A 25,791-nucleotide genomic window follows, 5' to 3' on the forward strand; every position below is an offset into this window, starting at 1 on the left:
TTCTTGAGCCGCTGCAGCAACAGCTCCGACGGGTTGCCGTCGTGATCGTCTACCATGCCGTCAACGGCGCGACCAGTGACGCGCAGATGTCGCTGTTCATCACTGCCATCCCAGCGAATCGACACGAGTCCGTTGGCATTCGACGACAGATAAATGCGCGACGTGTCCTTCGCGAAATGCGGCTTGCTGCGTCCGGCGGAACGGGCGATCACCGTGGCCGTGCTGCCGTCAGCCGTAGCCGGTGTCGCGGGATACCACACAATGTCGGTCGGTGCGGTCACACCGGTTTGATCGCGACGGCCTTGCGCGGCGGTTTGCGTGAGCACGAGGCGCGTGCCGCTCGGCGTCCACACTGGCTGACGCAACGTGCCGAGCACTTTGCTAAGCACCGTCGGCGCCACGGGGCGCGGGCCGACAGCGGCCTTGTACAAACGACCACCGTCGTTGGTCCACGTGACCCACGCCAGCGACGTGCCGTTGGGCGACCAGGCCGGCTCCGATTCGATGGCATTGAGCGTGGACACCCGACGCGGCGCGCCGCCGGGATAGTCCATCACGTACAGCTTCTCGAGCGCCACGAACGCCAGCTGCTTGCCGTCGGGCGACGGCACCGCATCGCGGATCTGCCGCACCGTGAACTGCGCGCTGTCGGACATCGGATACTTGAACGCGAGCTCGGGGCCGGCGTCGAGCGTGGCCTGTACGCGAAACGGAATCTCGGTCTGTCCACTGCCATCGATCGCGACCCGCCAGATTTTGTTGGCGTAGCTGGCGATCAGCTCTTTCGAGTCCGGCGTGAAGCTCATGCCGGGCAACGCGTCCATCGGCGCGCGCGATTCCATCTCGTCGCGCTGCGTGGGATATGCCAACCAGCGCTCTTCGCCGGTGGCGAGTTCACGCACCCGCAATCCCGTCTTGTTCTCGTAGCGCGAGCCGTACACCAGCCACTTGCCGTCAGGACTCAGCGTGGGGCGCACCGCCGATCCGTAGCGCGACGACTGTACTTCACGCTCTCCGGTCTCGCGGTTGTACGCATAGATCTGATACTGCGGGAACTGCGCGTTGTAGTTCCAGGCGCCGGTGCGCTGCGTATACCAAATCCATTTGCCATCGGGGCTGAACGCGGCGCCGGCCTGCTGCACTGCGGTGCCCGGCGCGACGTTGGCGGGTGCGGTGTACAGCGACATGCCGTTACCACCGTCGGCGTGATACATCCACAGCGTGGGAAGTCCGCCACGGAAGCCGCCCTTGCTCGCCACGATGTACTTGCCATCAGGCGACCACTCGGCCGACAGATACACGTTGGTTTTGCCACGCGTAATGGCCTTTGCGGTTTTCGAGGTCAGGTCGAGCACGTGCACGTTGTCGGCCCCGTCACGATCGGAGATGAACACCACCGACTTGCCATCGGGGCTAAAGCGCGGCTGCGCGTCGTACGGCATGCCACTCGTGAGGCGCGTGGCATCGCCACCAGCCAATGGTATCGAGTACAGATCGCCCAGCATGTCGAATACGATCGTCGCGCCATCGGGGCTGACGTCGAGCGAGAGCCAGGTCCCTTCGCGCGTGTCGAGGGTGAACGTGCGACCGGGATCGAGCGGTAGTGGTCGCTCGGGCGGGCGGGCACCGGTTCGGGGAGCAGCGCCTTGTCCGTGGGCGGGGAGCGGAGCTGTGGTGGCGATGGCGGCAGCGAACAGCACGCCGAATCGCCGGGGCAGACGGGACATCAGGAGCCTCCGAAACGGGTAAAAGTGTTACGCGCGGCCTTCGCTCATGGCGATCACCGCGTCCCACTCGATAGGCTGCACCGGCACGACCGAGAGTCGCCCAACCTTCACGAGTGCCATCTCACGCAACGCCGCGCTGTTCTTGATTTCAGGGAGCGCCACGGGCTGCCTGAGCTTCTGCATCGCTTTCACATCGACCATGAACCACGTGGGCGTGTCCGCGTTCGAATTGGCGTCGTAGTAGTCATGCGACGGATCGAACGCCGTGGGGTCGGGATAGCCCTCGCGCACCACTTCGCAGATTCCGACAATCGCCGACGGATCCGCATTGGAGTGATAGTAGAACGCCAGATCGCCCTTCTTCATACCGTCGCGCAGAAAGTTGCGCGCACTCGAATTGCGCACGCTGTCCCAGCATGTGGTCTTCTGTGGCGCCGCCAGCAGGTCGTCGAACGAGAACACATCGGGCTCGCTCTTGATCAGCCAAAACCGCTTCTCGCCCGGCGCCCGCGCGGAGAACGCGGCGGCCCAGGCGCCTTTTTCGTAGGGCATCGACTTCGGAGCAGCTTTCTTGGCTGGCACTTTCTCGGCCGGCGCTTTTTTGGCTGGCGCTTTTTTGGCTGGCGCTTTCTCCGCGGCGGACTTTTTTACGGGCATCAAGACCACGGTGGGGGGCTGGCGACGTCATAAAAACAGCAACAGCGGGAACACGGAGATCAAGGGATATCACCGATCGCACCGATAAGCACAAGCGATCAATCTCCAAGCCATGAATCACACGCGGTGCTAATTATCCGTGTGATCGGTGTCATCCTGTCGTTCATCCGTGTGCCCGCTGTTGCGGTGCAGTTGCTGTTCGGTCGGGAATCACATCACGCGTTGGCTGCCGCCGCTGTCCCGGCCGACCGACCCGTGGCCCACGCCCAGAGAAAGTTGTAGCCACCGATCGGACCGAACGCGTCGAGCACTTCGCCGCACAGAAAGAGTCCTTTGTGACGGCGACTCTCCATCGTGCGCGGGTCCACTTCGCTCAGCGCGACGCCGCCGCCCATTACTTCGGCCTTCTTGTAGCCCTCGTCGCCCTGCCACGGCAGCTCGCCGCGCACGAGAATCTCGATCAGCCGCAGGCGCTCATCGCGCCGCAATTCGGTGAGCGGGCGGGTGGGCTCCACGTTGGCCTTGGCCAGCAGGGCCGTGGCCAATCGATCGGGCATCTCGGCCCGCAGCGCCCCTTGTGCCGTGCGCGCGCCGTGTGGCTTGAGGGCGGCTTCCCATTCCTTCTCGCCCAACGCGGTCCACTGCACCTGCACCTTGGCCGTGGGCAGCTGCCCTTTGGGTGCGTGTCCGGCGCGCGCCCGAACCGCGACGTGCGACACATTCAACACCGACGGGCCACTGTAGCCGTGGTGCGTAAACAGAAATCCGCCACGCCACGTGGCGTGGCTCAGCGCACTCTTGGCCGTGAGCGCCACGGTGAGCGAGATCCCCGACAGGTCGTTGAACACCGCGTCGGTGGTGGTGAGGGGCGTGAGCGCGGCGTAGGTGGGATGCATCGTGTGGCCGAGCGCCTTGAGCATGTTGAGCCCAGCGCCATCGCTGCCGGTGTTGGGCACTGAGAGGCCGCCGGTGGCGATGACCACCGCGTCGGCCTTGAGCACCGTGCCGTCATCGAGGGTGACTTCCCAGCCCGCGCCAACCGGGGCGACATCGACCACGCGCGATTCCATACGCATCCGCACGCCCACCGTGCGTGCGTAATCCAGCAGCCCGTCGCGCACATCTCGCGCCTTGTGCGACGCGGGGAAGAGCTTCAGCGACTCGACCTCTTCCTCGAGCGGGATACCCAAGGTGTCCTCGAAGAAGGCACGCTGTTCGGCCAGCGGCCAGGCGCGCACGATCTTCTTGAGCAGATTCGGTGAGGAATCCGTCACGAAGCGTGATTCGTCGACTCGGGACGGGAGTACGTTGCAGCGACCGCCACCGCTGATCAGGATCTTGCGACCGCCATCCCTCGTTCGCTCGATGAGCAGCGTATCCGCCCCTTCGGACGCCGCAAAGATCGCCGCCATCGAACCGGCCGCCCCGGCCCCGATCACAATCACCCGCCGCATACGCACTCCACGCCAACGCCTGTTGAGGAACTACTGTTCAACAGGTAAGCTAGCGTATTCCCTCGCCATGTCCTCTGCCCCGCGCCTCATGTCCCGTGCTCTGATCCCGCTCCTTCTTGCCGCGTCCACGCTGCAGGCCCAGACCACCGGGCGCTCCGCCGACTGGCCCGTGTACGGCGGCAGCGAGGATCACACGCACTACAGTACGCTGAGTCAGATTTCGCCAGCCAATGTGAAACAGCTGCGCGTGGCGTGGACGTTCGACACGAAGGACCAATTCACCGGCTCGGAGATGCAGACCAACCCGATCGTGATCGACGGCGTGATGTACGCCACCACGCCGAAACTGCATGTCATCGCCCTCAACGCCGCCACCGGCGCGCCGATCTGGCGCTTCGATCCGAACAACGGCGCCGCCCCCCTCTCGCGCATCCGGCATCGCGGGGTTGTGGTCACCGGCGATCGCGTGATCTTCAATTATCGTAATCGTCTGTACGCGCTCGATCGCAAAACCGGGCGACCGATCACGACCTTCGGCGACAGCGGCTGGGTAGACCTGCGTCAAGGACTCGGCCGTCCCGTGGAAGGCTTGTCGGTGAGCGCGAGCACGCCCGGTGTGGTGTTCGAGGATCTGCTTATCATTGGCAGCTCTGTGCCGGAAGCGCTCCCCAGCGCGCCTGGAGACATTCGCGCCTTCGACATCAACACCGGAAAGCTGCGTTGGAGCTTTCATACCATTCCGCATCCCGGCGAGCCGGGCTACGAAACGTGGCCGCCCGACGCGTGGAAGATTGCCGGCGGCGCCAACGCCTGGGCCGGTGTCACGATCGACACGAAACGTGCGATGGTGTTCGCCGCTACCGGCTCCGCCTCGTATGACTTCTACGGGGCGAACCGGTTGGGCGACAATCTGTACGCCAACAGTGTGCTGGCGCTCGATGCACGCACGGGGAAATACGTGTGGCACTACCAGGTGCTGAAGCACGACTTGTGGGATCGCGACCTTCCCGCGGCGCCGGCCCTGGTGACGATCACGCGTGGCGGTCGGAAAATCGACGCCGTGGCGCAGATCACGAAAACTGGTCACACCTGGCTGTTCGAGCGAGAGAAGGGCACGCCGCTGTTCCCCGTGGAGGAGCGTCGCATGCCAGGCGTCGCGCTCGGTGAGGATAAGCCGGCGGCGACGCAGTTCTTTCCCACGATGCCGGCACCGTTCGCGCGTCAGCAGCTCACGCGCAACGATCTCACCAATCGCACACCGGCCGCTCACGCTGCCGCGCTCAAGATCTTCAACGAGTACAAGACCACGCATCCGTTCGATGCGCCGAATACGCGGGGCACCATCGTGTATCCGGGCGTGGACGGCGGCGGTGAGTGGGGCGGGCCCGCCTTCGACCCGACCAGCGGCCTGCTGTATGTGAATTCGAACGAGATGGCCTGGCTGCTCAAGCTCGTGCCGCGCAGCGACAAGTCGTTGTATGCCGCCAACTGCGCTGGTTGCCATGGCGACAAGCTGCAGGGCTCGGCCGCCGGCCCCACGCTGATGGACATTGCCAAGCGCCGTTCGAAGGAGCAGCTCGCCACGATCATCCGCGAGGGCACCGGTCGCATGCCGGCCTTCGGCACGGCACTCGAAGGCGGCGCCGTGAACGACATCGTGAACTATCTGCTCACCGGCAAAGACGGCTCGGCCGCGCTGGTGGGGACCACGCCGTACATGCTCCCGTATCGCACGGCGTTCTTCGACATCTTTCTCGACCACGAAGGCTATCCGGGCATCAAACCGCCCTGGGGTACGCTCAACGCGATCGACCTGAACGCCGGCACCATCAAGTGGTCGATTCCGTTCGGCGAGTATCCCAAGCTCGCCGCGAAGGGCATCCGGAATACCGGCACCGACAGCTACGGAGGGGCAATCGTAACCGAGAACGGCCTGCTCATCATTGCGGCCACGACCTACGACAACAAGATCCGCGCCTACGACAAGCGCAACGGCAAGCTGCTCTGGGAAGCGAAGCTGCCGGCCGCGGGTAACGCGACGCCGAGTACGTACATGGTCAACGGCAAGCAGTATCTGGTGATCGCATGTGGTGGTGGCAAGAACGGCGCACCGAGCGGCGGCACGTATGTCGCGTTCGCGCTACCCTGATCCACGACTCGAAACGTGAACTCACTACGCGAGACGCACGTGAGTGGTGAGTTTTGAGTTCACGTTTCGAGTCTTGAGTCGGCACTGTCTGATGCGCAACTCGGGCGGGCGAGGGCGCGCCGGCGGCGGTACATTCGCCTGCATGACGCCAACCGCCCTGCACCGCCGTCCCCTCGCGATGGCCTTGGCCATTGCTGTCGCTGCCCCCACCGCGGGAGCCCAGCGTGCCGACCTGGCCGCCATCACCGACAGGGTCTTTGCCGCCTGGAACTCCACCCACACGCCGGGTTGCGCCGTCGGGATCGCACAGGGGGGACGCGTGCTGCTCACGCGCGGGTACGGCATGGCCGACTTGACGGGCGCCCGTCCGATCACGCCCGGTACGATTCTCGAATCGGGGTCGGTGGCCAAGCAGTTCACCGCGACGGCCGTGATGCTGCTGGTGAACGACGGGAAGCTCAAACTGGACGACGACGCGCGTACGGTGTTGCCCGAACTGCCGATGTACGGACGCCCCATCACTTTCCGGAATCTGCTCACGCATACGAGTGGCCTGCGCGAGTGGAGCAACCTCGTGGCGTGGCAGGGGTGGCCGCGCGGCACGCGGGTGCACACACAAAGCGATGTGTTCGACCTCGTCACGCATCAGCAGTCGCTCAACTATCCCGTGGGAGACTACTACTCGTACACGAACTCCGGCTTTCTACTGCTGCGCACCGTGGTGGAACGCGTGAGTGGCATGCCCTTCGCACAGTTCACTGCGCAACGGATCTTCGCGCCCCTTGGCATGACGAACACGACCTGGCGCGACGATTTCACGCGGGTCGTGCCGGGCCTCGCGCAGGCCTACTCACGGCAGGCCGAGGGTTTTCACATCGACCTGCCGAACGACAATGTCATCGCCGCTGGCGGACTGCTCACGACGGTTGGCGACTGGCTGCTCTGGAACGATCATCTCACGAAGAAGACGCTGGGCGCCGGCGTGATCGATTCGCTCACGCGTCGCATGACGCTTACCAGCGGCCTCGAGATCGCATACGCCCTCGGCCTCACCGTGAACAGCTACCGCGGACTCCGGGAACTTTCACACAGCGGATCGACTGCCGGTTACGGCACGTATCTCGCGCGGTACCCCGAGAAGAACGACCTCTCGATCGCGGTGATGTGCAACGTCTCCGGTGCCGGTGCCACGGGGCTCACCCATGCCATCGTCGACGCGATGGTGCCGGAACTGCCGCGCGCTGCGGCGCTCGACACGGTCCGCGCTGACATGGCGACCGTCGTCAAATTCGTCGGCCTTTATCGCGACACGCGCACGAACACGGTGATGCAGCTCGACACGTCCCGCGGGCAACTGCGCCGCGATGGTGGCGCGGCCTTCTCCCGGCTCCGTGACGGCGGCTACCAGCTGGGCGCCTCGCGCGTGCGATTCACCACCACCGCCATCGGACTACCGGTGTCGCTACACGTGCCCACCTCCGACGGCGACACGGTGGTCCACGCCTTCATGGCCGCTGCACGCTGGACGCCGAGCGCTCTGGAGCTTGCCGGCATCGCCGGCCGGTACCGGAACGAGGAGATCGGCGTCACCTTCACCGTGGGCTCGGCGGGCGATCGGCTTACCGTGAGCCCGCGGGTCGGGCAGATCGACACGCTCCCCGCAACCTATCGGGATGCCTTCGGCAACGGTGACGAGACCGTGTGGTTCGTGCGCGACAAGCAAGGGCGCGTGACGGCCATGCATTTCGGCAGTGCGCGGGCATGGGATTTCGTGTCCCCCCGCGTGAAGTAGTCCGCTCTCGGGTAGCTTTCGATATGCCGATTGTCTTCCCCTTCGATCCCAATATTGAGCGTGCCGCGACCATTCCGGCACGCCTGTACAACGATCCCGTGTATCTCGAGCTCGAGATGGAGCGGGTTTTCGCGCGCAGCTGGCAGCTCGTGGGGCGGGTGGAGCAGGTGATCGAGCATGGGCAGTTCCTGACGGCGCAGGTTGGCAACGATAGCATCGTCGTGCTGCGAGACGGCGACACACTGCGCGGATTTCACAATGTGTGCCTGCACCGCGCTGGTCCGGTCGCGCACGGCTGCGGCAAGCGGAACACGTTGCAGTGTCGTTATCACGGCTGGACCTATGGCCTCGACGGTACCCTGCAGCGCGCACCAGGCATGGAAGGCGTGGAGTCGTTCCGGCCGGCCGAGATGCATCTGGTGCCGGTGAAGGTCACCACGTGGGGACCGCTGGTGTTCGCCAACCTTGATGGCAAGGCGCCTCCGCTCACGGAGGTCATGGAAGACATCCCGTCGCGCGTGCTGCCGTTTGGGTGCGAGCAGATGCAGTACGTGACGTCGCGCAGCTGGGAGATCGCCTGTAATTGGAAGGTGTACGTGGACAATTTCCTCGAGGGATACCACGTCCCGGTGGTGCATCCCGGACTGCACAAGGAGCTCGACATGGACAATTATCGCGTGGAACCGCACCGGTACTTCTCCATTCAGCATGCGCCGCTGCGGCCGGTGCACGGCGGCAATCCCGATCGTATCTACGACCCGAGCACCACCAACTCGCCGGAAGCCGTGTACGTGTGGCTGTTTCCGAACGTCATGCTGAACGTATATCTCGGACAGATGCAGACGAACGTGGTCATCCCGATCGGTCACGACCGCTGTCGCGTGGTCTTCGACTGGTACGCCACCAATCCGCCGGCCAGCGCCGCCACGGATCCGGCGTGGACGAAGCTGATGGCGTTCAGCGCCGAGGTGCAGGACGAGGACATCGAGATCTGCGAGAGCGTGCAACGCAATCTCCGTTCGCGCGTATACGACCGCGGACGCTACTCGGCGCGCCATGAGAACGGCGTGCACCATTTCCATTCGCTGCTTCACGAATTCCTGACCTGACGCGCATGTCCGCTCTCTTCGCCCCGCTCTCGCTCCGCTCGCTCACGCTGCGCAATCGCATCGGCGTCTCGCCCATGTGCCAGTACTCGAGCGACAACGGCTTGGCGACCGATTGGCATCTGGTGCACCTCGGCGCGTTCGCTACCGGCGGCGCGGGGCTCGTGCTTACCGAAGCGGCGGCGGTGACGCCGGAAGGGCGTATCAGTCCTCAGGACTTAGGCATCTGGGACGACGCGCACATTCCCATGCTGCGACGCATTACCGATTTCTGTCGCGCACAGGGCGCGGTGATGGGCATACAGCTGGCCCACGCCGGTCGCAAGGCCAGCACGCGTCGCCCGTGGGAGCAGCCCGGCGGCACGGTGCCGGTGTCGGAGGGTGGGTGGGACAACGTGATGGCGCCCAGCGCGCTGCCGTTTGCGCCGAACTTCCCCTCGCCGCATGCGCTCTCGCTCGATGGCATCGCGCACGTGATCACGGCGTTCCGTGCAGCGGCGCGTCGTGCACTGGAGGCGGGCTTTCAGGTAATCGAGCTGCACGCGGCGCACGGTTATCTCCTGCACTCGTTCCTCTCACCGATCGCCAATCAGCGCACCGACCACTACGGTGGGTCGTTCGAGAACCGTATTCGCCTCACACTCGACGTCACCGACGCCGTGCGCACCGTGTGGCCCTCAGATCTGCCGCTGCTCGTGCGCATCTCGGCCAGCGACTGGGCCGAGGGAGGCTGGGATATCGCGCAATCGGTGCAGCTCGCCACGATGCTGCACGCCCGCGGCGTAGACCTGCTCGACTGCTCCTCGGGTGGACTTGCCGCGCATCAACAGATCACGATCGGGCCGGGATATCAGGTGCCGTTCGCGCAGCGTATCCGCGCCGAGGCGAGCATGCCCACCGCCGCCGTCGGTCTCATCACCGATGCGATACAGGCCGAGCAGATCATCGCCGATGGCAGTGCCGACATGGTGTTCCTCGCTCGCGAACTGCTACGCAATCCTCGGTGGCCGCTCCTCGCCGCCCACGCGCTCGGCGCCATGACTACCTGGCCCCCGCAGTACGAGCGCGCCCGTCCCCGATAATATTCATGACCATCAATCGACGAAATCATTACCGGCTGTTGCACGTGCAGCCGGATGCGCCCCCCGAGGTGATCAAGGCGGCGTATCGGGCATTGATCGCCACGCGTCACCCAGATGTTGGCGGAAGCGAGGACCAGGCGGTGCTGCTCAACGACGCGTACGCCGTGCTTTCGGATCCGGACAAGCGCGCCACGTATGACGCCCGTCGCGCCGTTCGTGCCGCCTCACGACCCAACGCGGCGCACGCATCGCCCGTTCCGCGTACCACACCACCCGCACACGTGTGCCCCATGTGTCACCTCGGCCTGCCCGTGCAAGTCGGCCGAGACACGCGCTGCGCGCGCTGCCGGGCGCCGCTCGCGCCGGTCCGCCTCAACGGTCCACGCGGAAAGCCGATGGATCGCCGTGGCATTCCGCGCGTCAGCAAGTCCGATTGGGCCGTCATGTACGTGGACTGGCAGTCGGAGGCGATCGATGTGCGCATGCGCGATCTGTCGCTCGATGGCATCAGTGTATACAGTGGACTCGAGTTGCCGCTCCATCGTGTCGTCCGCATCGTCGGACACTCGTTCGATGTCGTGGCGTCGGTGGTCGGCTGCCGACAGCTCGACGCAGTCTTCACTGTGCACGCCTCGCTCGCGACGGCCGCGTTTGCCAAGTCGACTGGCGGCTTCGTCTCAGCGATCGCCTGACGAGTGCGCACGACGGCATGGCCGTCGTGCGCACCGAAGCGCCGACCAGTACAGCACCCAGTACGACAGGAGCGGGCACGGGACGAAACGCATCCGCCGGAATGGTCCATATTCCCGATTGCCGATCAGTCCCTGTGCAGTGGCCTCAGCGATACATAGGTTCTCTCTACGTTCGCATCACGCCCCCCGCCCCTGATCGACGCCAATGCATCATCATCCGTCCATGTTCGGCCACATCAAAGAAGACAGTGTGGCTGGATTCGTCGTCTTCCTCGTCGCGTTGCCGCTTTGCCTCGGTATCGCGATTGCCTGTGGTGTTCCTCCAGTGTCCGGCTTGATCGCCGGTATCGTCGGTGGGCTGGTCGTCCCGTGGATCAGCCGCTCGCCCCTCTCGGTGACCGGCCCGGCGGCCGGACTCACCTCCATCGTCCTGGTGGAAGTGCAGAATCTGGGCGGCGTGAATCCGTTCCTGACCGCGGTGATCATTGCCGGCCTGTTGCAATTCGTGCTCGGCGTGATACGTGCCGGGCGTTTTGCCGCCCTCGTGCCATCGTCGGTGATCAAGGGGATGCTGGCGGCGATCGGCATTACGATCATCCTGAAGCAGTTGCCCGTGGCCGTGGGCTCCGATGGCGGGCTGTCGACCGTGTTGTCGCAGCACAACCCTGGCGCCGTGACGATCGCGCTCATCTCGCTCGCGATCCTGTACGGCTGGAAACACACGCCGCTCGCCAGAATCAAACTGATCGCGCCCGCACTGGTGGTCGTACTCGTAGCCAGCGCGCTCGCGGCGGCATTCGCCGGCTCGCCGACCTTCGCGCTCGACGCGCGCCACTTCGTGGATGTCCCGTTGGGCGGCGTCGGCGCGCTCTACAACGCGCTGCCGCGTCCGGAGTGGGCCGCCATCACGAATCCGGCGGTTTGGATCGCCGGTGCCACAATCGCCGTGGTCGCCAGTATTGAAACGCTGCTGTCACTGCAGGCCGTCGATCGGCTCGATCCACTCAAGCGTCACAGCCCGCCCGATCGCGAGCTACTGGCGCAGGGTGCCGCGAATGCCGTGTCCGGCTTCTTGGGCGGCTTGCCCGTCACGGCGGTCATCGTGCGCAGCAGCGCCAACGTGGCGGCCGGCGGACGCGAGCGATTCTCGGCATTGCTACACGGTCTACTGCTCCTGTGCGCGGTGCTCTTTGCCGGGTCGCTGCTGAATCGCATTCCGCTCGCCTGCCTGGCGGCGGTGCTCATTCAAGTTGGCCTGAATCTCTGCAAGCCGGCGCTCTTCACCACTCAGGTGAAGCTTGGCGTCACGCAGTTGCTGCCGTTCGCAATCACCATCGCCGCGGTCCTCGCGTTCGACCTGCTCAAGGGCGTCATCGTCGGCATCGTCATGGGCATCGCGTTCGTGCTGTACGAGAACTCGAAACGCGCGGTGGTCGCCGAGAAGGACGAGGCCGGCATCTGGCAGCTGCGTTTCCGTCGTGACGGTACGTTCGTGTCGAAGCCGGGCATCATGTCCACGCTCGATCACGTGGACGACGGTGAATCGGTCGTCATCGATGGTACTGGCGAGTACATCGATCACGACGTGAAGGAGGTGCTCGCCACGTTTATCGAAGACGCACAGCATCGCAACATTACCGTGACCGTGCGCGGCATCGATCTCACGACCGCCTCCGGCGGCGGCGGTCACTGATCATGTCGGCCTCTGCGCATCACGGCACTGCCGACGCACACGAGGCCGACCCGGTTTCGCGCGCGCTCGCCGCGGCACACGGGATTCTCCCCGATCAGGGACCGATCGGGGTGTTCATTCACCACAATACGCTGCACGCCTTTCAGCATCTGCCGTTTCACGAAGGCGTGCAGACCGGTGCCGCCGCACTCGGCGCCCGACCGTATCTGAGCTTGCGCGAGTTCCGGTCGGCGCTCGCGGTCGGACGCGTGGCCGAGTCGGATGTGCGCCACGAGATCGGTCGTTTTCTCGGTGCGCGGTTCCACGACGCCGTGTTGTCGGGATTGTCGCGCGGCGAACTGTGGGCGCAGCTCACCCTCACCGAAGCCGACAGCGACGACGCCGCGGCACTCACGTATCTGCTTCAAGCAGGAACAGCCCTGCCGAGTTACGACCCATCGCGCTGGGCGGCGTGTATTGAACGCGTAGCGCGTGGCCCTCGCCTTGCGCCACCGGATACACGAAGGCTCCGGCGACATCGGGACATCCTGGTGGCGCTCGGCCATTCCGACACCGATGTCGCCGTGCACGGCGAACTGATTCGCTTGTCGTCGGGGTTTCTCGATCAAGGGCAGGCGCAGGTCAGCGCGCCCTATCGCGAGAAGGGCTTTCTGCGTGCCGTTTCTCAAGGGTACGCCGATGGCGGGTCCGCTCCGCGTGCCTGTCGCGGCGTCGACGTCGACATGCGCGCGGTGTTCGCGGCCAACGAGGCACCAGACGCGGTGATTCGCCGCCTGCTTGGCGCTTTGGGGGTGGAAGGTCAGGCCATCGAGCCGTTTCTGTTGGCCACGGCGCTTGCCCTGCCCGGTTGGACCGGAATGTTTGCGCGCCTGCAACGACATCCGGAAGAACATTCCGATGGGGCGGCGGTCGCGCTCGAAGAGTTTTTGGCCGTGCGACTGTTGCTCGAACATCGTGCCGTCCAGCGCGCCTGTGCGGCGGCGGAATTGCCGCCCGCTTGGGCTGCATTGCAGCGGATATCCCCGCCGCTGCCCACGCGCGATGCAGTGCTCGATGCGTCGCTGCTGTTCACCCTGGCCGGCGCGGCACATCTCGACGCCGCCGCCGTACGCGCGCTCAGCGACACGGCTCTCGCGACGCTGTGGGCCGAATGCGTGGCCTGCACCGACCTCGCGCGCCGTCAGATCTTTCAGGACGCCTACGAGCGTTCCTACCGTACGGTGATCCTCGACGCGGTTGCCGCGCGTCGTGCCCTGCCGAACGATGCGCCGACGACCGAGCGCCCTCGCGGCCAATTTGTATTCTGTATCGACGAGCGCGAAGAGTCGATCCGTCGGGCGCTCGAAGAGCAACATCCGGCGTACATCACGTTCGGCACGGCTGGCTTTTTCGGCGTCGCGATCGACTACATGGGGCTCGACGACCACGCGGTGGCGGCGCACTGTCCCGTGGTGGTCACTCCGGCGCACGAGGTACACGAACAGCCGGTGTACACCGCGCTTGGCCGGCACGAAGTGCGCCAACGTGTTCGCGATCGCTGGCTGGGTTGGGAGCGCCGTGCGGCGGTGGCGTCGCGCACGCTCAGCGGCGGCGCCGGACTGTCGTTTCTGCTGGGTCCGCTGTCCGGTCTCAAGACATTGGCCCGCGTGGCCGCGCCGCGCTCGTCGCTGCAATGGGGCCAGCGACTGGTGTCGCGACTCGCGCCAGTACCGACCACACGGCTTTCTGCGTTCCGCGTGGACGACAGTGCGCGCATTGTCGACGGCGGTAAGCCGATTGGCTTCTCGCTCGACGAATCGATCGACCGAGTGACCGCGGTGCTCACCAACCTCGGACTGGTGCGGGACTTCGCGCCAATCGTGGTGTTCCTTGGGCACGGCTCCACCAGCCTGAACAACCCGCACGAGTCGGCACACGACTGCGGCGCGTGCGGCGGGCGTCGTGGTGGTGCGAATGCACGCGTCTTCGCCGACATGGCGAATCGCCCCGATGTGCGTGACGGTGTGCGGCGTCGTGGTATCACCATTCCCACCGACACCTGGTTCGTGGGCGCGTTGCACGACACGGCCAGCGACAGCGTGCGCTACTACGATCTCGAGACGCTGCCACCATCGCTCGTTACGTCGTTCGAAGAAGTCTTTGGCGCCCTCGAAATTGCGCGCCGAGAGGATGCACTCGAACGCAGCCGACGGTTCGATGATGCACCGCTCGATCTCACCCCCGAGGCCGCGCTGCTCCATGTGGAAGCGCGCTCGTCGCACCTTGCGCAGCCGCGGCCCGAGTACGGGCACTGCACGAACGCCATCTGCATCGTGGGTCGGCGACGGCTCACACGCGGACTGCACCTCGATCGCCGCGCCTTCCTGGTGAGCTACGATCCGGGCGTCGACGACAACGACAAGGTGCTCGAGCGTATTCTTGCGGCCGTCGGTCCGGTGGGCGCGGGCATCAGTCTCGAGTACTATTTCTCGTCGGTGGACAACGAAACATTCGGCTGTGGTACGAAGCTGCCGCACAACGTGACGGGGCTCATCGGCGTGATGAACGGACATCAGAGCGATCTCCGCACCGGACTCCCGCGGCAGATGGTCGAGATCCACGAGCCGATGCGTTTGCTGCTGATCGTCGACGCCTCGCCGGAGTCACTGCTGGCTGTGGCGTCACGCCAAGCCGAGGTGGCCGAGCTGGTGACGAAGCAGTGGATCCAGCTGGTCGCGGTGCACCCCGACACCGGCGTCATGTCGCTCTTTCAGGACGGCGGGTTCGTGCCGTACGAGCCGCAACCGATGCTGCTGCCGGTCGTGGAACGCTCTCCAGAGTGGCACATGCAGAGCCGCACGCATCTTCCGCCGGCCCTCGTGCGCAGTGCGTTGCCCGTGTCGGCCGTTGGTCCCCGTCTCCACCAACCGACATGACCGACTCGCTGTCCATCGTCCGCGCCGCACTCGCGCTCGCGATTTTGGCGCCGCTCCTCAGTGTGTTCATCATCGGTGTGCGGGTCCTGCTCTGGCCGCGCCCAACGTCGGAGCGAATGGTGACCGCGGTGGTGCACACCGGACTCCTCGTGTCTATCGGCGCCGGTGCCGTGGTGCTGGCGGGCTACCTCGGCCTGATCGGCGCGCCGGTCACGGGGGACATCGAGTTCGGCGACTGGCTGCGCCTCCGCGACTTCCGTATTCCTGCGGTGTTGCTGGTGGATCGCATTTCGATCACGATCGCGCTGTTTGCCTCGGTGCTCACCGCTCTCGTGGCGCGCTTCTCTCGCACCTATTTGCACAAAGAGCCGGGCTTCACGCGCTTCTTTACGCTGCTCGGACTCTTTGCGACCGGTACGCAGCTGGTGGCGCTGGCGGGTGCCTTGGAGCTGTTCTTCGCGGGATGGGAGCTGATCGGCATTTCGTCGGCTTTCTTCATTGGTTTCTTCCACGAACGCGACGAGCCCGTGCGGTCGGCGGTGCGCGCCTTCGCCACCTATCGTTTCTCCGACGCCGGCTTGCTGATCGCGACGGTGATGACGTTCGACGCGCTTGGCTCAGCGCGATTCTCGGCCTTTGGCAGCGCGACGACACTGCCCGCCATGCAGTCCACGGCGATCGCGCTGCTGTTCCTGCTATCGGCGATGGGAAAGTCGGCGCAGCTTCCGTTCTCCGGGTGGCTTCCGCGCGCGATGGAAGGCCCCACGCCGTCGAGTGCGCTGTTTTACGGTGCGGTGTCGATCCACGCCGGGCTATTCCTGCTGCTGCGCGTCTGGCCGATGCTTGAAGTATCAACTATTGCGCGCACGATGTCGGTGCTCGTCGGGTTGTCGACGGCGGTGTACGCGGCCGCGGTGGTTCGCGTGCATACCGATGCCAAAGGTGCGCTGGCCCATGCGACGCTGGCGCAGGTCGGGTTGATTCTGGCCGAGATCGGCCTGGGATGGACCACGCTGGCGCTCGCGCACCTTGTCTGCCACGCGTTTCTCCGACTGGGGCAGTACCTCAAGGCTCCGAACATGATTCACGACAGTCACCGGCTGGGGCATGCGCATCGCGGGCCGAGCCGGCTGGAGCAGTGGTCGCCGAGGCTGTCGTCGCGGGTGTATGCGGCGTCGTTGCATCGTTTGCGACTCGACGATCTCGTGGACGCCATGCTCGCGCCGATTGTCGCCATGGCCCGTCTGCTCGACCGCGCCGACCAGCGCTTCCGGCGCGCGCTCTCGATCGATGCGGGCACCGAACCATGACCTTTTTCTCGGCCCCCTGGGAGGCACTGCTGTTTTGTACGGTGCTGCTGGCCGCGCCGGTGCTCGCCCAGCAGGGCCGGCGACAGCTGCTGCCGCTGTTTCTCATGATCTGCCTGCAAGCGATTGCCTTCTTTTCGGGACACGGCGCGATCGCCTATGCCGCGGTGGCCGTCAGCGCGCTCATTCACGCGGCCGGTGCGTGGCATCTCACACGCACCGGCGCCCTGATGCTGCTGACCACGGGTGGACTCACCGCCGCCGCGGCGGTGAGTGTGCATCTGGGCCATCTCACCGTCGCACTGGTGTTGTCCTGCCTCGCCATCGCGATGCGCACCGGCGTGATGCCGATGCACGTGGGCGTGGCGCAGTTGTGCGATCGGGCGCCGGTGGTGCAGACGCAGCAGCTGGCGTCGGCCATCACGCTCGTCTTCGTGCATCTGCGCTTCGTGGACCATCACGCGGCGGCGATCCTCCTGGCGCCCTGGTTGATTCGTGGCGGTGCGATCGCGGCCCTTGTGGCAGCGCTGATCACGCTCGTGCAGAAAGATCTACGCGGCTTCTATCGCGGTACCACCACCATGCACGGTGGCATGGTCCTCGCCGCCCTCGGCACCGCTAGTTACGGCGGATTTGCCGCCGCACTGCTCGTCACAGTGACGATGGGGCTCGCCCTTGGCGGCATCGGCATCATGACCAGCGCCCTCGAATCGCGCGTCGGTCCCGTGTCATTCAGCGGCCCCGGTGGACGCGTGGTGGCGTTTCCGGTGTTGGCGGCCGCTTTCGCGTTGTTCGGGGGCGCCGGCGTAGGCTTGCCGGGTATGGCCGGCTTCGTGGCCGACGACCTGCTGCTGCACACGCTCTGGATGGTGAGTCCGTTCAGCACCGTCGCGATCATTCTCGCCAGCGCGTTCCTCGCCGTCTCCACCCTCACCGGCTATGCGAAGACGTTCCTCGGTCGCGGCACCCTGTCAATCGCACCCGATCTGCTCACCCGCGAACGTGTCGTCGCGGTCACGCTGCTGGTCCTGCTCCTGGTGCTTGGCTTCATGCCGGGCGTCCTACTGACGCCGGCTGATGCGTTTCTGAGTGTGACGCCGCCGACGTAACGGCAGGATCACCCGCGGTCCGGTCCCCTGCTCCACGTCGGGCAAGCGGCGCCGTTGGCCGTCGCCTATCCATGCCGCAGGTGCGGATTCGCACGCACTATCGCCCTCGGGAGAACACGCTGCCGTGGGCGCGCGCCGGTCCCGTCGCACCGTGCGGCCACGTGGCACGGTCAAATCGCACGCCGGGTTGCGTCGCACCGCGATCTCGGAACGCCGAGTCGATGGCCAACGCACCAGTGGTGGCGTTCATGGTCACCAACTGCAACTGCTTGTCGCCATCGTTCACGACCAGCCGCCCCGACGGGGCGTCATAGGCCATCCAGTGCGGACGGAAGGTGCTGTCGAAAGTGACGCGCGCGAGTTCACGCGGATGCATCGCGTCACTCACGTCGAGCGTGACCACCGCATGCTCGTCGGGAATCGTCTGCACCCACCGAGTGCCCACCAGCACCGGCACGGCACAGTCCAAGCCTCCGAACGCCTTCACGAAATCAATCTGAGGCGCCGGCGAGTCGATCGCACTCACCCGGTAGAAGCCACAGGTGAACGTGGCCAGCAGCACCGTCTTCCCGTCGACCAGCGGGCGCGGTTCACCAGGGAAAAGATGGTGCTGCTCGTTGTACTTCCCGGTTGGCGCGCCCTCGTGCGGGTGCCCGTCGCCACCGTTGGTTTTCGGCAGCGGAATCGTGTGCAGCAACGCGAGATCGGAGAGCCGCCAGATCTGCAGATGCGCCCCATGATCGGCCAGCATGTCGGTGCTGGTGGACACCACGCGATCGATGGCCGGCAACACCGCCAGACTGTACGGGCGCATATCGAGCGTGTCGAACCCCGACGAGCGGGCACTCGAGGCACGCACCAGCCGTCCTTGCCGATCAAGCTCCACCAAACCGCCCGGTGGAGTGTTCGAGCGGCCGTGTCCCTGAAAGGTGCCCAGCCGATGCCCGCCGGCCAGTTGTACGAACGAATGCGGGAAGCTGTAGTCGCCGACGGTGGTGAACGAGCCGAGCAACTTGGGTGACGCCGCCTGATTCACGTCGAAACGGAAGGTGCGCCCCGCGCCGAAGCCGTTGGCAAACAGGATACCGTCGCGCTCCACTTGATGTTCGGTGTGGTGCGGCCCGGTGCCCTTCGCGCCAACTGGCACCGTAGAGATCACTTGCGCGTAGGTGGCCGATCCTCGACGGACGTCGATCACCGCCAGAAAATCGGAGCTGGTGGTGTCGGCATCCCCCGTCCAGACGTACAAGTATGACGCAGGACGTGGTGGCTGCGTGAAGGCCGACATGGTTGCCATGGCGATGGCGCCGACACATCCCGCTTGCAGTCCCGAACGAAACGTACGCCGCATGAACGACCCCCCAAGATTTTGCCGGCCGGGTGAGTGGACGATTCCCCTCCCCACCGGTAAGCTCTCCCCTATGACCTCCCCCGCAAGACCCGTCTGCCTCATCACCGGTGCGGCCACCGGTATCGGCGCCGCCTGCGCCCGCACGTTCGCCGGCCACGGCTGGAACGTCGGCATCTGTTCGCTCGACGACGACAGCCGTGCTGCCGCCGACGTGGTGGCGGCCGACTGCATGGGTCTGGGGGCACGGGCCGAGGTAGTGCTGCTCAACGTCACGAGCGACGAGAGCTGCCACGCCGCTGCGGCCAGCATGCGCAAGTGCTTCGGGCGCATCGATGCGCTGGTGAACTGCGCCGGCACCACCCGATTCATTCCGCACGCCGACCTCGACGCGCTGCACGAGAGCGAGTTTGCCCGTACGTACGACGTGAATCTCATCGGCACCTTTCGCATGATCCGCGCCTGTCGCGAACTGCTGCGCGAGTCGGGTCGTGGCGCGGTGGTGAACCTCTCCAGTATCGCCGGCACCGCCGGACTCGGCTCGAGCGTGGCCTATGCCGCCTCGAAGGGGGCCGTGAGTACGCTCACGCTGTCGCTGGCCCGTGCGCTCGCGCCGCATATTCGCGTGAACGCGATCGCGCCCGGCTACGTGACTGGTGGCCTACCCAGCCGCGTGCTCGACGGCGAGCAGCTGAAGGCGGTGGAAGCGAAGTATCTCGTCACGCAAGCATTGCCGAGGTTGCTCGAGGTGAACGAAGTGGCCGAGCTCGCGTACTTTTTGGTGGCCGGCGCCCCCGGCATGACCGGCGAAGTGATTCGCATGGACAACGGACTGCACCTCTATGCTTGACGGGTCAGCGCTCGACGCGGCCGCGCGACCGCGTATCGGCTTCATCGGCACGGGGCTCATCGGCACGCCGATGGTGCAGCGGCTGCTGGAGTGCGGGTTGTCGGTGACAGTATGGAATCGCACGCTCGAAAAGGCGAGACCGCTCGTGGAGCACGGCGCCACGCTCTCCGAGTCGCCGCGCGCACTGGCGGCGTCGTGCGATATCGTGTGCTTGTGCCTCACCAATACCGCCGCGGTGCACGACGTCGTGTTTGGCGAACAGGGCCTCGACGCCGTGCTGCGCACCGGTCAGCTGGTCATCGATTTGTCGAGTATTGCACCAGACACGACGCGCGAGATGGCCGAGACACTCGCCAGGGCCTGCGGCGCGCGATGGATCGATGCCCCGGTATCGGGCGGACTGCCGCTGGCGCGCGCCGGCCGTCTCATCGTGTTCGCTGGTGGCGCCGTCGACGACCTCGCGCGCGCCGCACCGGTGTTCGACGCGCTGTCACAGCGCGTCACGCACATGGGCGGCCACGGCGCCGGTCAGCTCGCGAAGAGCTGTAATCAGCTGATCGTGGCGTGCAATGTGGTGGTCGTCGCCGAGATGCTGGCGTTTGCGAAGAAGTCCGGCCTCGACGCCACACGGCTTCCCGCTGCACTGGCCGGCGGGTTCGCCGACTCGCTGCCGTTGCAGATATTTGGACCACGCATGGCGGCCGGCGTCGACTCGCCACGCATCGGTGGGCTGGGCACGTTCCGCAAGGACATCGACCAAGTGGTGCGCCTCGCCGGTGAGTGCGGGGCCTACTCGCCCATGGCCACGCGCGCGTCGGAGGTCCTGCGGGAAGCCAGCCGCACCGCGAGCATCGGGGCCGATCCTGACGTGTCGCGGATCATCACCCTCTTTCTCGAGCGATCTGACGCCGGTAGCGCGTTCGGCGGCCTCTCATGACGAAGCGCTTCCGCTCGGCGAACATCCACGACGGCATGCTGCGCGCACCCACCCGCGCCTTTTTGCACGCGCTCGGTCAGGACGACGACGAAATCGCGCGCCCGCATATCGGCGTGTTTCACACGGGCGGCGAGATGAGCCCGTGCAACATGCTGCTGCGCGATCAGGCGTTACACGCCAAGACGGGCATCTATGCGGCCGGCGGCATGCCGCACGAGTGTCCGGTGGCATCGGTGTCCGATGGCCTGTCGATCGCACACCGCGGGATGCGCTTTTCGCTCGTCTCGCGCGAGATCATTGCCGACAGTGTGGAAGCCTCGACGCGCGGCCATCAGTGGGACGGCATCTTCGCCATTGGCGGTTGCGACAAGAATCTCCCCGGACTCATGATGGGCATGGTGCGCTGCAACGTGCCCGGCGTATTCGTGCATGGCGGCGCGGCGCTGCCGGGGCATTTCCGCGGGCGCGATACCCACATCGGCGAGACGTACGAGATGATCGGGAAGGTACTCGCGAACGAAGCGACACCGGCCGACTTGGAGGAGATTACGCATTCGTGCCTGCCCACGGCCGGAGCGTGCGCGGGACAGTTCACGGCGAACACGATGGGCATGGTGTCGGAGGCGCTGGGGCTCGCGCCGATCGGCTCGAGCATGATTCCCGCCGTGTACAGCGAGCGCGCCCCCCTCATGCGACGGGCCGGTGTCGCGCTCATGCAAGCGGTGATGGGCGACGGTCCGCTGCCGCGCGACATCGTCACCCGCGAGTCGCTCGAGAACGCGTGCGCGGTGGTGTCGGCGACGGGCGGCTCCACCAACGCGGCGCTGCATCTGCCGGCGATCGCCCACGAAGCTGGGATTCGCTTTCACCTTGACGACGTGGCCGCCGTGTTTGCACGCACGCCGCTGATCGCCGACCTGCAACCGGGCGGCCGCTTCCTGGCGCGCGACCTGTACCACGTGGGCGGCGCCGGTGTGGTGATGCGCGCGCTGCTCGAGGCGGGCGTACTGGTCGGCCACTGCCTGACCTACACTGGCCGCACGCTGGCACAGGAACTCGATAGCGCGGCGCTTCCCGACGGCGAAGTGGTGCGTACGGTGCAGAACGCCCGTTCGGCCGATGGTGGCGTGACCATGCTCACCGGCAACCTCTGCCCCGATGGCGCCCTGCTCAAAACCGCGGGACTGACCACCCTCGTGCATCGAGGCCCGGCGCGGGTGTTTGAGTGTGAGGAGCAGGCGCAGGCGGCGGTACGCGACCGGCGCTACGCGCGCGGCGATGTGATCGTGATCCGCAATGAGGGTCCGCGCGGCGGTCCGGGCATGCGCGAAATGTTGGGCATCACGGCGTTGATCTACGGGCAGGGTATGGGCGCTGACGTCGCCCTGCTCACCGACGGCCGCTTCAGCGGTGCCACCCGCGGCCTCTGCATAGGCCATGCGGGGCCGGAAGCGGCCGACAGAGGCCCGATCGCCCTGGTGCGTGACGGAGATATCATTTCGATCGATGGGCGCCCTGAGGCGCGCCGCATATCAGTTGAGCTCAGCGACGCGGAGCTGTCGTCACGCCTGGCCGCGCTGCCGGTGGTGCCCCCGCCGAGGCTGGGCGGTGTGCTGGAGAAGTATGTCCGATTGGTAGGCCCGGCAAGCCAAGGTGCGGTGACGCACTCAGGTGCGGTGGAGTGGCGGGCGGACGGGTGAGCGTCGCCGGATCGACGTCTGCAACCCCGCTACCGCGGCGCCGCTGGCATGGCGGACATGCACATCACGAAGATCTGATAACGCGTCTGCCCGGTGGGCAGCTGCAGCTGGTCGTTCACCCGTTGCTCAGCGTCGGTTCCCAGCAGTGCCTCGGCGTTGATATTGAACAAACAGTCCGCCTGCTCCCAGCGAAAGCGCAGTGACCCCTCGTTCGGAGAGTCTCGCGGCTCCGGCGTGCGGACCCACTTCGCGGCGCGCAGCAACTCGTAGAAGTACACCGCTTCCTTGTTGACACCCAGCGCCGTGCCGCCGGCGGCGGTAATCCGGCATCCGGCAATTCGCTTCTTCGAGCGCCAATCGTCGATGGTGTCGACCTCGACCTCGGCCAGCATGTGCCGCTCGTTGCGCAAGAAGCGCGCGGCGGCCGCACAATGCGACGTGTCAGCGAGAGCCGCTGGCCGGCCGAGCGTGAGCAGTAGCAGGGTAAGGATCATGAGTGGGGACGATAGGGCCCGGTTAACCGAATGCGCAGGCCACGGTGGCCGATGTAAGATAAGGGCTGCACCCTTTAAAGGAGATCCGAAACGCATGCCCACTGCCGGACGCGCCACGCTTGCCCAGTTTCTGATCGAGGAGCGCCGTCGCGCACCCGACGCCACCGGCGACTTCGATTCGTTGGTGACGGACATCGCGCTCGCCTGCAAAGCGATCGCACGGCGCGTCGCGCATGGCGCGTTGCAGGGGGAGAGGGGGGGCGCCGGCTCGCACAACGTGCACGGTGAGGAGCAGACGCCGCTCGATCTCGCCAGCAACGAGATCTTTCTTCGCGCCACGGAATGGGGCGGGCATCTCGCCGGTATGGTGTCGGAGGAACTCGAGCAGCCGTACGCCATTCCGTCGCACTATCCGCGCGGCAAGTATCTGCTGCTTTTCGATCCGCTGGATGGATCGTCGAACATCGACGTCAACATGTCAGTGGGCAGCATCTTCTCGGTACTGCGCGCGCCCAACGCCGGCGTCCACGCCAAGGTCAACGACTTTCTCCAGCCCGGCACGGCCCAGGTCTGCGCCGGTTACGCGCTGTACGGGCCGAGCACGATGCTGGTGCTCACGCTCGGCCGCGGCACGCATGCCTTCACGCTCGATCCGTCGCTCAGCGAATGGGTGCTCAGCCACGCCAATCTCCGGGTCGGCCCGTCGGCGCGCGAGTTCGCGATCAACGCGTCGAACAGCCGCTTCTGGGAGCCGGCTGTAAAGCGATATGTCGACGAGTGCCTGGCCGGCATAGCGGGCCCACGTGGCTTCGACTTCAACATGCGCTGGATTGCGTCGCTGGTGGCCGAAACGCACCGCATTCTCATGCGCGGTGGGGTGTTCTTGTATCCACGCGACAGTAAGGATCACACTCGGCACGGTCGGCTGCGCCTGCTGTACGAAGCGAACCCGATCGCCTTCCTGATCGAGCAGGCCGGTGGCATGGCCAGCACCGGCTACAATCGTGCCATGGAGGTGCTTCCCACCGGGCCGCATCAGCGGATCGGCTTTGTGTTCGGCTCGAGCGAGGAAGTGCTGCGGATCGAGCAGTATCACCGGGAACCGCCGGACGCGTAGCTGTGATGGCAAGAGCGAGAGCAACGGCAACGGCAACGGCAACGGAAACAGCAACGGCAACGGCAACGGAAACAACAACAACAACAACAACGGCAACAGCAACAGCGTTCACGCGAAGAACAGCGAAAAATAGAGGGTTCTTTGGGGTTTGTGTGGGTAAATCTCGGCTGCCACGCCGCTGAACCGCCTTGTCGCGGATTGACGTGGACGCCACGCGGATCACCGACCCACCCGAGACCCCCCACACGCCCACTTCCGTCGTCTCGCGCGGCCCCAATCCGCGTCGGGTCCGCGTGCATCCGCGGCGAGGCTGGTGGAGGTTCAGTTCGGCTCGGCTCGGTGGGCGACGACGGAATTCACCCACCCGAAATCCGGATGCTCCACTCGAGGCTTGTCGCGGTTCAGCTTTCCCGTGCCCTATCCGTTGATCCGTGATCTCCGTGATCTTGCTGTTGCTGTTGCTGTTGCTGTTTCGCGTTGACCCTCGATCGCACTACCCTCGCACTCTGTCATCATGTCCGGATTTCTCGAGCGACTCGCCGCGATGTTTCAACCACAGGTTGCTACCACCGATGGTACGCGTGCACCGGAGTCCGTACGCACCACGCTGCACGGCGTGCCGGTCGAGGTGATCAATACTCGCGCCGACATTGCCACCGCCGATGTGCTGGCGCGCCTCGACGAAGCACTGGCGCTCATCGGCACGTATCAGCCGTGGCGGCTCACTCATCTGCGGCGTGATATTCGCGGCATCCGCGTGGAACGGTTCGCCTGCCGCGGTGCCTTTATGCCGGGGGAGAATGTGATCATCACCGAACTCACGTTTCTTTCGCGTCGCGACATCAGTGCCGCACCGGTCGCATCGTCGATTCTGCACGAGGGCGTGCATGCGCGGGTGCACGCCATGGGTGTGTACCGCACGGAAGCGGAACTGCCGCGCGAGGAGCGTCTGTGTCGACGCGCGGAGCTGGCGTTCGGTTACGCGTTACCCCCGGAGGTCGGCGCCCCGGTGATCGAGCGCGCGCTGTCTAGTCTCGCCCTCGAGGATCGGGAGGTGGCGCCGATCGTGGATTGGCATGAAGCGCAGCGTCGGCAGGACGCCGCCGACCGCACTGCGACGAGCTGACTACGCAGGCGAGTCGAGTCGCCTTTCACGGCGTTCGTGCGCGGCGTCGACTGCCTCTTGTACTCTCTTTTCGCGCGTTTCCGGCTTGACCGCCTCGTCGATCCGTCGGACGATGAAGTTTTGTCTGCCGGGCGGCAGCGCCTTGAAGTCGTCCGTCATGCCCTCGGCATGCAGCGCGGTCCTCAGGTCGTCGGGGATCGTCACCTGTGCACGATCAAGCACGGTAAATCGGACGCGGACCCGATCGCCGGTCTTGGTGTTCGTCTCCTGGCGAACCTTGGCCTTGATGCGGATGTAATGCTGACCTCCCCCCACCGGAAACAGACTCACCTGAAAAGGCTCGGAGTCGTTCACCTGCGCCATGACCAACACCGGGCCCTTCGTTGCCAACGCGTCGGTGATCTCCGCCGGCACCAGAACGGCGCAATAGTCCATGCCTTCGGCCCAGTTTTCCAAACTGGCGTGAAACGACAGCTGTCGGCCGACGGCGGGAGCGGGCGTCATCGACGCAGGATAGGGCGTTCGCTGGCCGCTCG

At 65.6% G+C, this 25,791-nt stretch carries 19 protein-coding genes and 1 pseudogene; 14 read left to right on the top strand and 6 right to left on the bottom strand.

Translation table 11 applies throughout. The annotated features are described in order from the left end of the window. The 3 genes and pseudogenes from ACLL97_RS09925 to ACLL97_RS09935 all read right to left on the bottom strand — a co-directional run. Positions 1 to 1,727 (bottom strand): annotated as a pseudogene (locus ACLL97_RS09925) (amidohydrolase); the annotation flags it as partial. Positions 1,728 to 1,754: 27 nt separating this feature from the next. Beyond that, positions 1,755 to 2,279, bottom strand: a complete 525-nt coding sequence (locus tag ACLL97_RS09930; RefSeq protein ID WP_411280345.1) for an EVE domain-containing protein — start codon at positions 2,277 to 2,279, stop codon at positions 1,755 to 1,757. 320 nt (positions 2,280 to 2,599) lie between these two features. Further along, the gene (locus ACLL97_RS09935) at positions 2,600 to 3,838 is read right to left on the bottom strand and encodes an NAD(P)/FAD-dependent oxidoreductase (protein ID WP_411280311.1); all 1,239 of its coding nucleotides are present in this window, start codon (positions 3,836 to 3,838) and stop codon (positions 2,600 to 2,602) included. Positions 3,839 to 3,926: 88 nt separating this feature from the next. On the opposite strand from ACLL97_RS09935, the gene ACLL97_RS09940 reads away from it, so the two are divergent. The 9 genes from ACLL97_RS09940 to ACLL97_RS09980 all read left to right on the top strand — a co-directional run bounded on the left by ACLL97_RS09940 (position 3,927) and on the right by ACLL97_RS09980 (position 17,683). Further along, positions 3,927 to 5,987, top strand: a complete 2,061-nt coding sequence (locus ACLL97_RS09940) for a PQQ-binding-like beta-propeller repeat protein (RefSeq protein ID WP_411280312.1) — start codon at positions 3,927 to 3,929, stop codon at positions 5,985 to 5,987. Between the two features lie 142 nt (positions 5,988 to 6,129). Then, positions 6,130 to 7,779, top strand: a complete 1,650-nt coding sequence (locus ACLL97_RS09945) for a serine hydrolase (protein ID WP_411280313.1) — start codon at positions 6,130 to 6,132, stop codon at positions 7,777 to 7,779. A 23-nt stretch (positions 7,780 to 7,802) separates the two neighbouring features. Further along, positions 7,803 to 8,888, top strand: coding sequence for an aromatic ring-hydroxylating oxygenase subunit alpha (locus ACLL97_RS09950; RefSeq protein ID WP_411280314.1), 1,086 nt, complete (start codon positions 7,803 to 7,805; stop codon positions 8,886 to 8,888). A gap of 5 nt (positions 8,889 to 8,893) precedes the next feature. Continuing rightward, a complete protein-coding gene (locus ACLL97_RS09955) occupies positions 8,894 to 9,967 on the top strand; it encodes an NADH:flavin oxidoreductase/NADH oxidase (protein ID WP_411280315.1) in 1,074 nt (357 codons plus the stop codon). Positions 9,968 to 9,972: 5 nt separating this feature from the next. After that, complete coding sequence (locus ACLL97_RS09960) at positions 9,973 to 10,659, top strand: J domain-containing protein (RefSeq protein ID WP_411280316.1); 687 nt, start codon at positions 9,973 to 9,975, stop codon at positions 10,657 to 10,659. A gap of 223 nt (positions 10,660 to 10,882) precedes the next feature. Continuing rightward, positions 10,883 to 12,352: a SulP family inorganic anion transporter gene (locus tag ACLL97_RS09965; protein WP_411280317.1), complete on the top strand. Its 1,470-nt coding sequence runs from the start codon at positions 10,883 to 10,885 to the stop codon at positions 12,350 to 12,352. Positions 12,353 to 12,354: 2 nt separating this feature from the next. Further along, positions 12,355 to 15,267 carry a DUF2309 domain-containing protein gene (locus ACLL97_RS09970; RefSeq protein WP_411280318.1) on the top strand — a complete coding sequence of 971 codons (2,913 nt, stop codon included), beginning with the start codon at positions 12,355 to 12,357 and terminating at the stop codon, positions 15,265 to 15,267. Further along, the gene (locus tag ACLL97_RS09975) at positions 15,264 to 16,577 is read left to right on the top strand and encodes a proton-conducting transporter membrane subunit (RefSeq protein WP_411280319.1); all 1,314 of its coding nucleotides are present in this window, start codon (positions 15,264 to 15,266) and stop codon (positions 16,575 to 16,577) included. The genes ACLL97_RS09970 and ACLL97_RS09975 overlap by 4 nt, the downstream gene beginning before the upstream one ends. Next, on the top strand, positions 16,574 to 17,683 hold the full coding sequence (locus ACLL97_RS09980; RefSeq protein WP_411280320.1) for a proton-conducting transporter membrane subunit: 1,110 nt from the start codon (positions 16,574 to 16,576) through the stop codon (positions 17,681 to 17,683). The genes ACLL97_RS09975 and ACLL97_RS09980 overlap by 4 nt, the downstream gene beginning before the upstream one ends. A gap of 97 nt (positions 17,684 to 17,780) precedes the next feature. On the opposite strand, the gene ACLL97_RS09985 is transcribed toward ACLL97_RS09980, so the two are convergent. Next, positions 17,781 to 18,980, bottom strand: coding sequence for a hypothetical protein (locus ACLL97_RS09985; RefSeq protein WP_411280321.1), 1,200 nt, complete (start codon positions 18,978 to 18,980; stop codon positions 17,781 to 17,783). 124 nt (positions 18,981 to 19,104) lie between these two features. On the opposite strand from ACLL97_RS09985, the gene ACLL97_RS09990 reads away from it, so the two are divergent. The 3 genes from ACLL97_RS09990 to ilvD are packed head-to-tail and all read left to right on the top strand — an operon-like array spanning position 19,105 to position 22,518. Next, positions 19,105 to 19,881 carry an SDR family NAD(P)-dependent oxidoreductase gene (locus ACLL97_RS09990; RefSeq protein ID WP_411280322.1) on the top strand — a complete coding sequence of 259 codons (777 nt, stop codon included), beginning with the start codon at positions 19,105 to 19,107 and terminating at the stop codon, positions 19,879 to 19,881. Next, the gene (locus ACLL97_RS09995; protein ID WP_411280323.1) at positions 19,874 to 20,818 is read left to right on the top strand and encodes an NAD(P)-dependent oxidoreductase; all 945 of its coding nucleotides are present in this window, start codon (positions 19,874 to 19,876) and stop codon (positions 20,816 to 20,818) included. The genes ACLL97_RS09990 and ACLL97_RS09995 overlap by 8 nt, the downstream gene beginning before the upstream one ends. Beyond that, complete coding sequence (ilvD, locus tag ACLL97_RS10000; RefSeq protein WP_411280324.1) at positions 20,815 to 22,518, top strand: dihydroxy-acid dehydratase; 1,704 nt, start codon at positions 20,815 to 20,817, stop codon at positions 22,516 to 22,518. Before ACLL97_RS09995 ends, ilvD begins: the two co-directional genes overlap by 4 nt. 29 nt (positions 22,519 to 22,547) lie before the next feature. Here the strand turns inward: ilvD and ACLL97_RS10005 are convergent, their stop codons facing one another. Beyond that, on the bottom strand, positions 22,548 to 23,012 hold the full coding sequence (locus ACLL97_RS10005) for a hypothetical protein (protein WP_411280325.1): 465 nt from the start codon (positions 23,010 to 23,012) through the stop codon (positions 22,548 to 22,550). 94 nt (positions 23,013 to 23,106) lie between these two features. Between ACLL97_RS10005 and ACLL97_RS10010 the strand changes: the two genes are divergently transcribed. Both ACLL97_RS10010 and ACLL97_RS10015 read left to right on the top strand, forming a co-directional pair. Beyond that, the gene (locus ACLL97_RS10010; protein ID WP_411280326.1) at positions 23,107 to 24,129 is read left to right on the top strand and encodes a class 1 fructose-bisphosphatase; all 1,023 of its coding nucleotides are present in this window, start codon (positions 23,107 to 23,109) and stop codon (positions 24,127 to 24,129) included. Between the two features lie 514 nt (positions 24,130 to 24,643). Further along, positions 24,644 to 25,255: a hypothetical protein gene (locus ACLL97_RS10015; protein ID WP_411280327.1), complete on the top strand. Its 612-nt coding sequence runs from the start codon at positions 24,644 to 24,646 to the stop codon at positions 25,253 to 25,255. Here the strand turns inward: ACLL97_RS10015 and ACLL97_RS10020 are convergent, their stop codons facing one another. Continuing rightward, a complete protein-coding gene (locus tag ACLL97_RS10020) occupies positions 25,256 to 25,759 on the bottom strand; it encodes a YdeI/OmpD-associated family protein (protein WP_411280328.1) in 504 nt (167 codons plus the stop codon). Between the last annotated feature and the right edge of the window lie 32 nt (positions 25,760 to 25,791).

It is taken from the genome of Gemmatimonas sp., from assembly GCF_046594945.1.
Taxonomy (GTDB): domain Bacteria; phylum Gemmatimonadota; class Gemmatimonadetes; order Gemmatimonadales; family Gemmatimonadaceae; genus Gemmatimonas.

Coding starts and splice junctions, on each gene's coding strand:
- ACLL97_RS09930 (WP_411280345.1), bottom strand. CDS start 2,279: ATGCCCTACGAAAAAGGCGCCTGGGCCGCCGCGTTCTCCGCGCGGGCG.
- ACLL97_RS09935 (WP_411280311.1), bottom strand. CDS start 3,838: ATGCGGCGGGTGATTGTGATCGGGGCCGGGGCGGCCGGTTCGATGGCG.
- ACLL97_RS09940 (WP_411280312.1), top strand. CDS start 3,927: ATGTCCCGTGCTCTGATCCCGCTCCTTCTTGCCGCGTCCACGCTGCAG.
- ACLL97_RS09945 (WP_411280313.1), top strand. CDS start 6,130: ATGACGCCAACCGCCCTGCACCGCCGTCCCCTCGCGATGGCCTTGGCC.
- ACLL97_RS09950 (WP_411280314.1), top strand. CDS start 7,803: ATGCCGATTGTCTTCCCCTTCGATCCCAATATTGAGCGTGCCGCGACC.
- ACLL97_RS09955 (WP_411280315.1), top strand. CDS start 8,894: ATGTCCGCTCTCTTCGCCCCGCTCTCGCTCCGCTCGCTCACGCTGCGC.
- ACLL97_RS09960 (WP_411280316.1), top strand. CDS start 9,973: ATGACCATCAATCGACGAAATCATTACCGGCTGTTGCACGTGCAGCCG.
- ACLL97_RS09965 (WP_411280317.1), top strand. CDS start 10,883: ATGTTCGGCCACATCAAAGAAGACAGTGTGGCTGGATTCGTCGTCTTC.
- ACLL97_RS09970 (WP_411280318.1), top strand. CDS start 12,355: ATGTCGGCCTCTGCGCATCACGGCACTGCCGACGCACACGAGGCCGAC.
- ACLL97_RS09975 (WP_411280319.1), top strand. CDS start 15,264: ATGACCGACTCGCTGTCCATCGTCCGCGCCGCACTCGCGCTCGCGATT.
- ACLL97_RS09980 (WP_411280320.1), top strand. CDS start 16,574: ATGACCTTTTTCTCGGCCCCCTGGGAGGCACTGCTGTTTTGTACGGTG.
- ACLL97_RS09985 (WP_411280321.1), bottom strand. CDS start 18,980: ATGGCAACCATGTCGGCCTTCACGCAGCCACCACGTCCTGCGTCATAC.
- ACLL97_RS09990 (WP_411280322.1), top strand. CDS start 19,105: ATGACCTCCCCCGCAAGACCCGTCTGCCTCATCACCGGTGCGGCCACC.
- ACLL97_RS09995 (WP_411280323.1), top strand. CDS start 19,874: ATGCTTGACGGGTCAGCGCTCGACGCGGCCGCGCGACCGCGTATCGGC.
- ilvD (WP_411280324.1), top strand. CDS start 20,815: ATGACGAAGCGCTTCCGCTCGGCGAACATCCACGACGGCATGCTGCGC.
- ACLL97_RS10005 (WP_411280325.1), bottom strand. CDS start 23,012: ATGATCCTTACCCTGCTACTGCTCACGCTCGGCCGGCCAGCGGCTCTC.
- ACLL97_RS10010 (WP_411280326.1), top strand. CDS start 23,107: ATGCCCACTGCCGGACGCGCCACGCTTGCCCAGTTTCTGATCGAGGAG.
- ACLL97_RS10015 (WP_411280327.1), top strand. CDS start 24,644: ATGTCCGGATTTCTCGAGCGACTCGCCGCGATGTTTCAACCACAGGTT.
- ACLL97_RS10020 (WP_411280328.1), bottom strand. CDS start 25,759: ATGACGCCCGCTCCCGCCGTCGGCCGACAGCTGTCGTTTCACGCCAGT.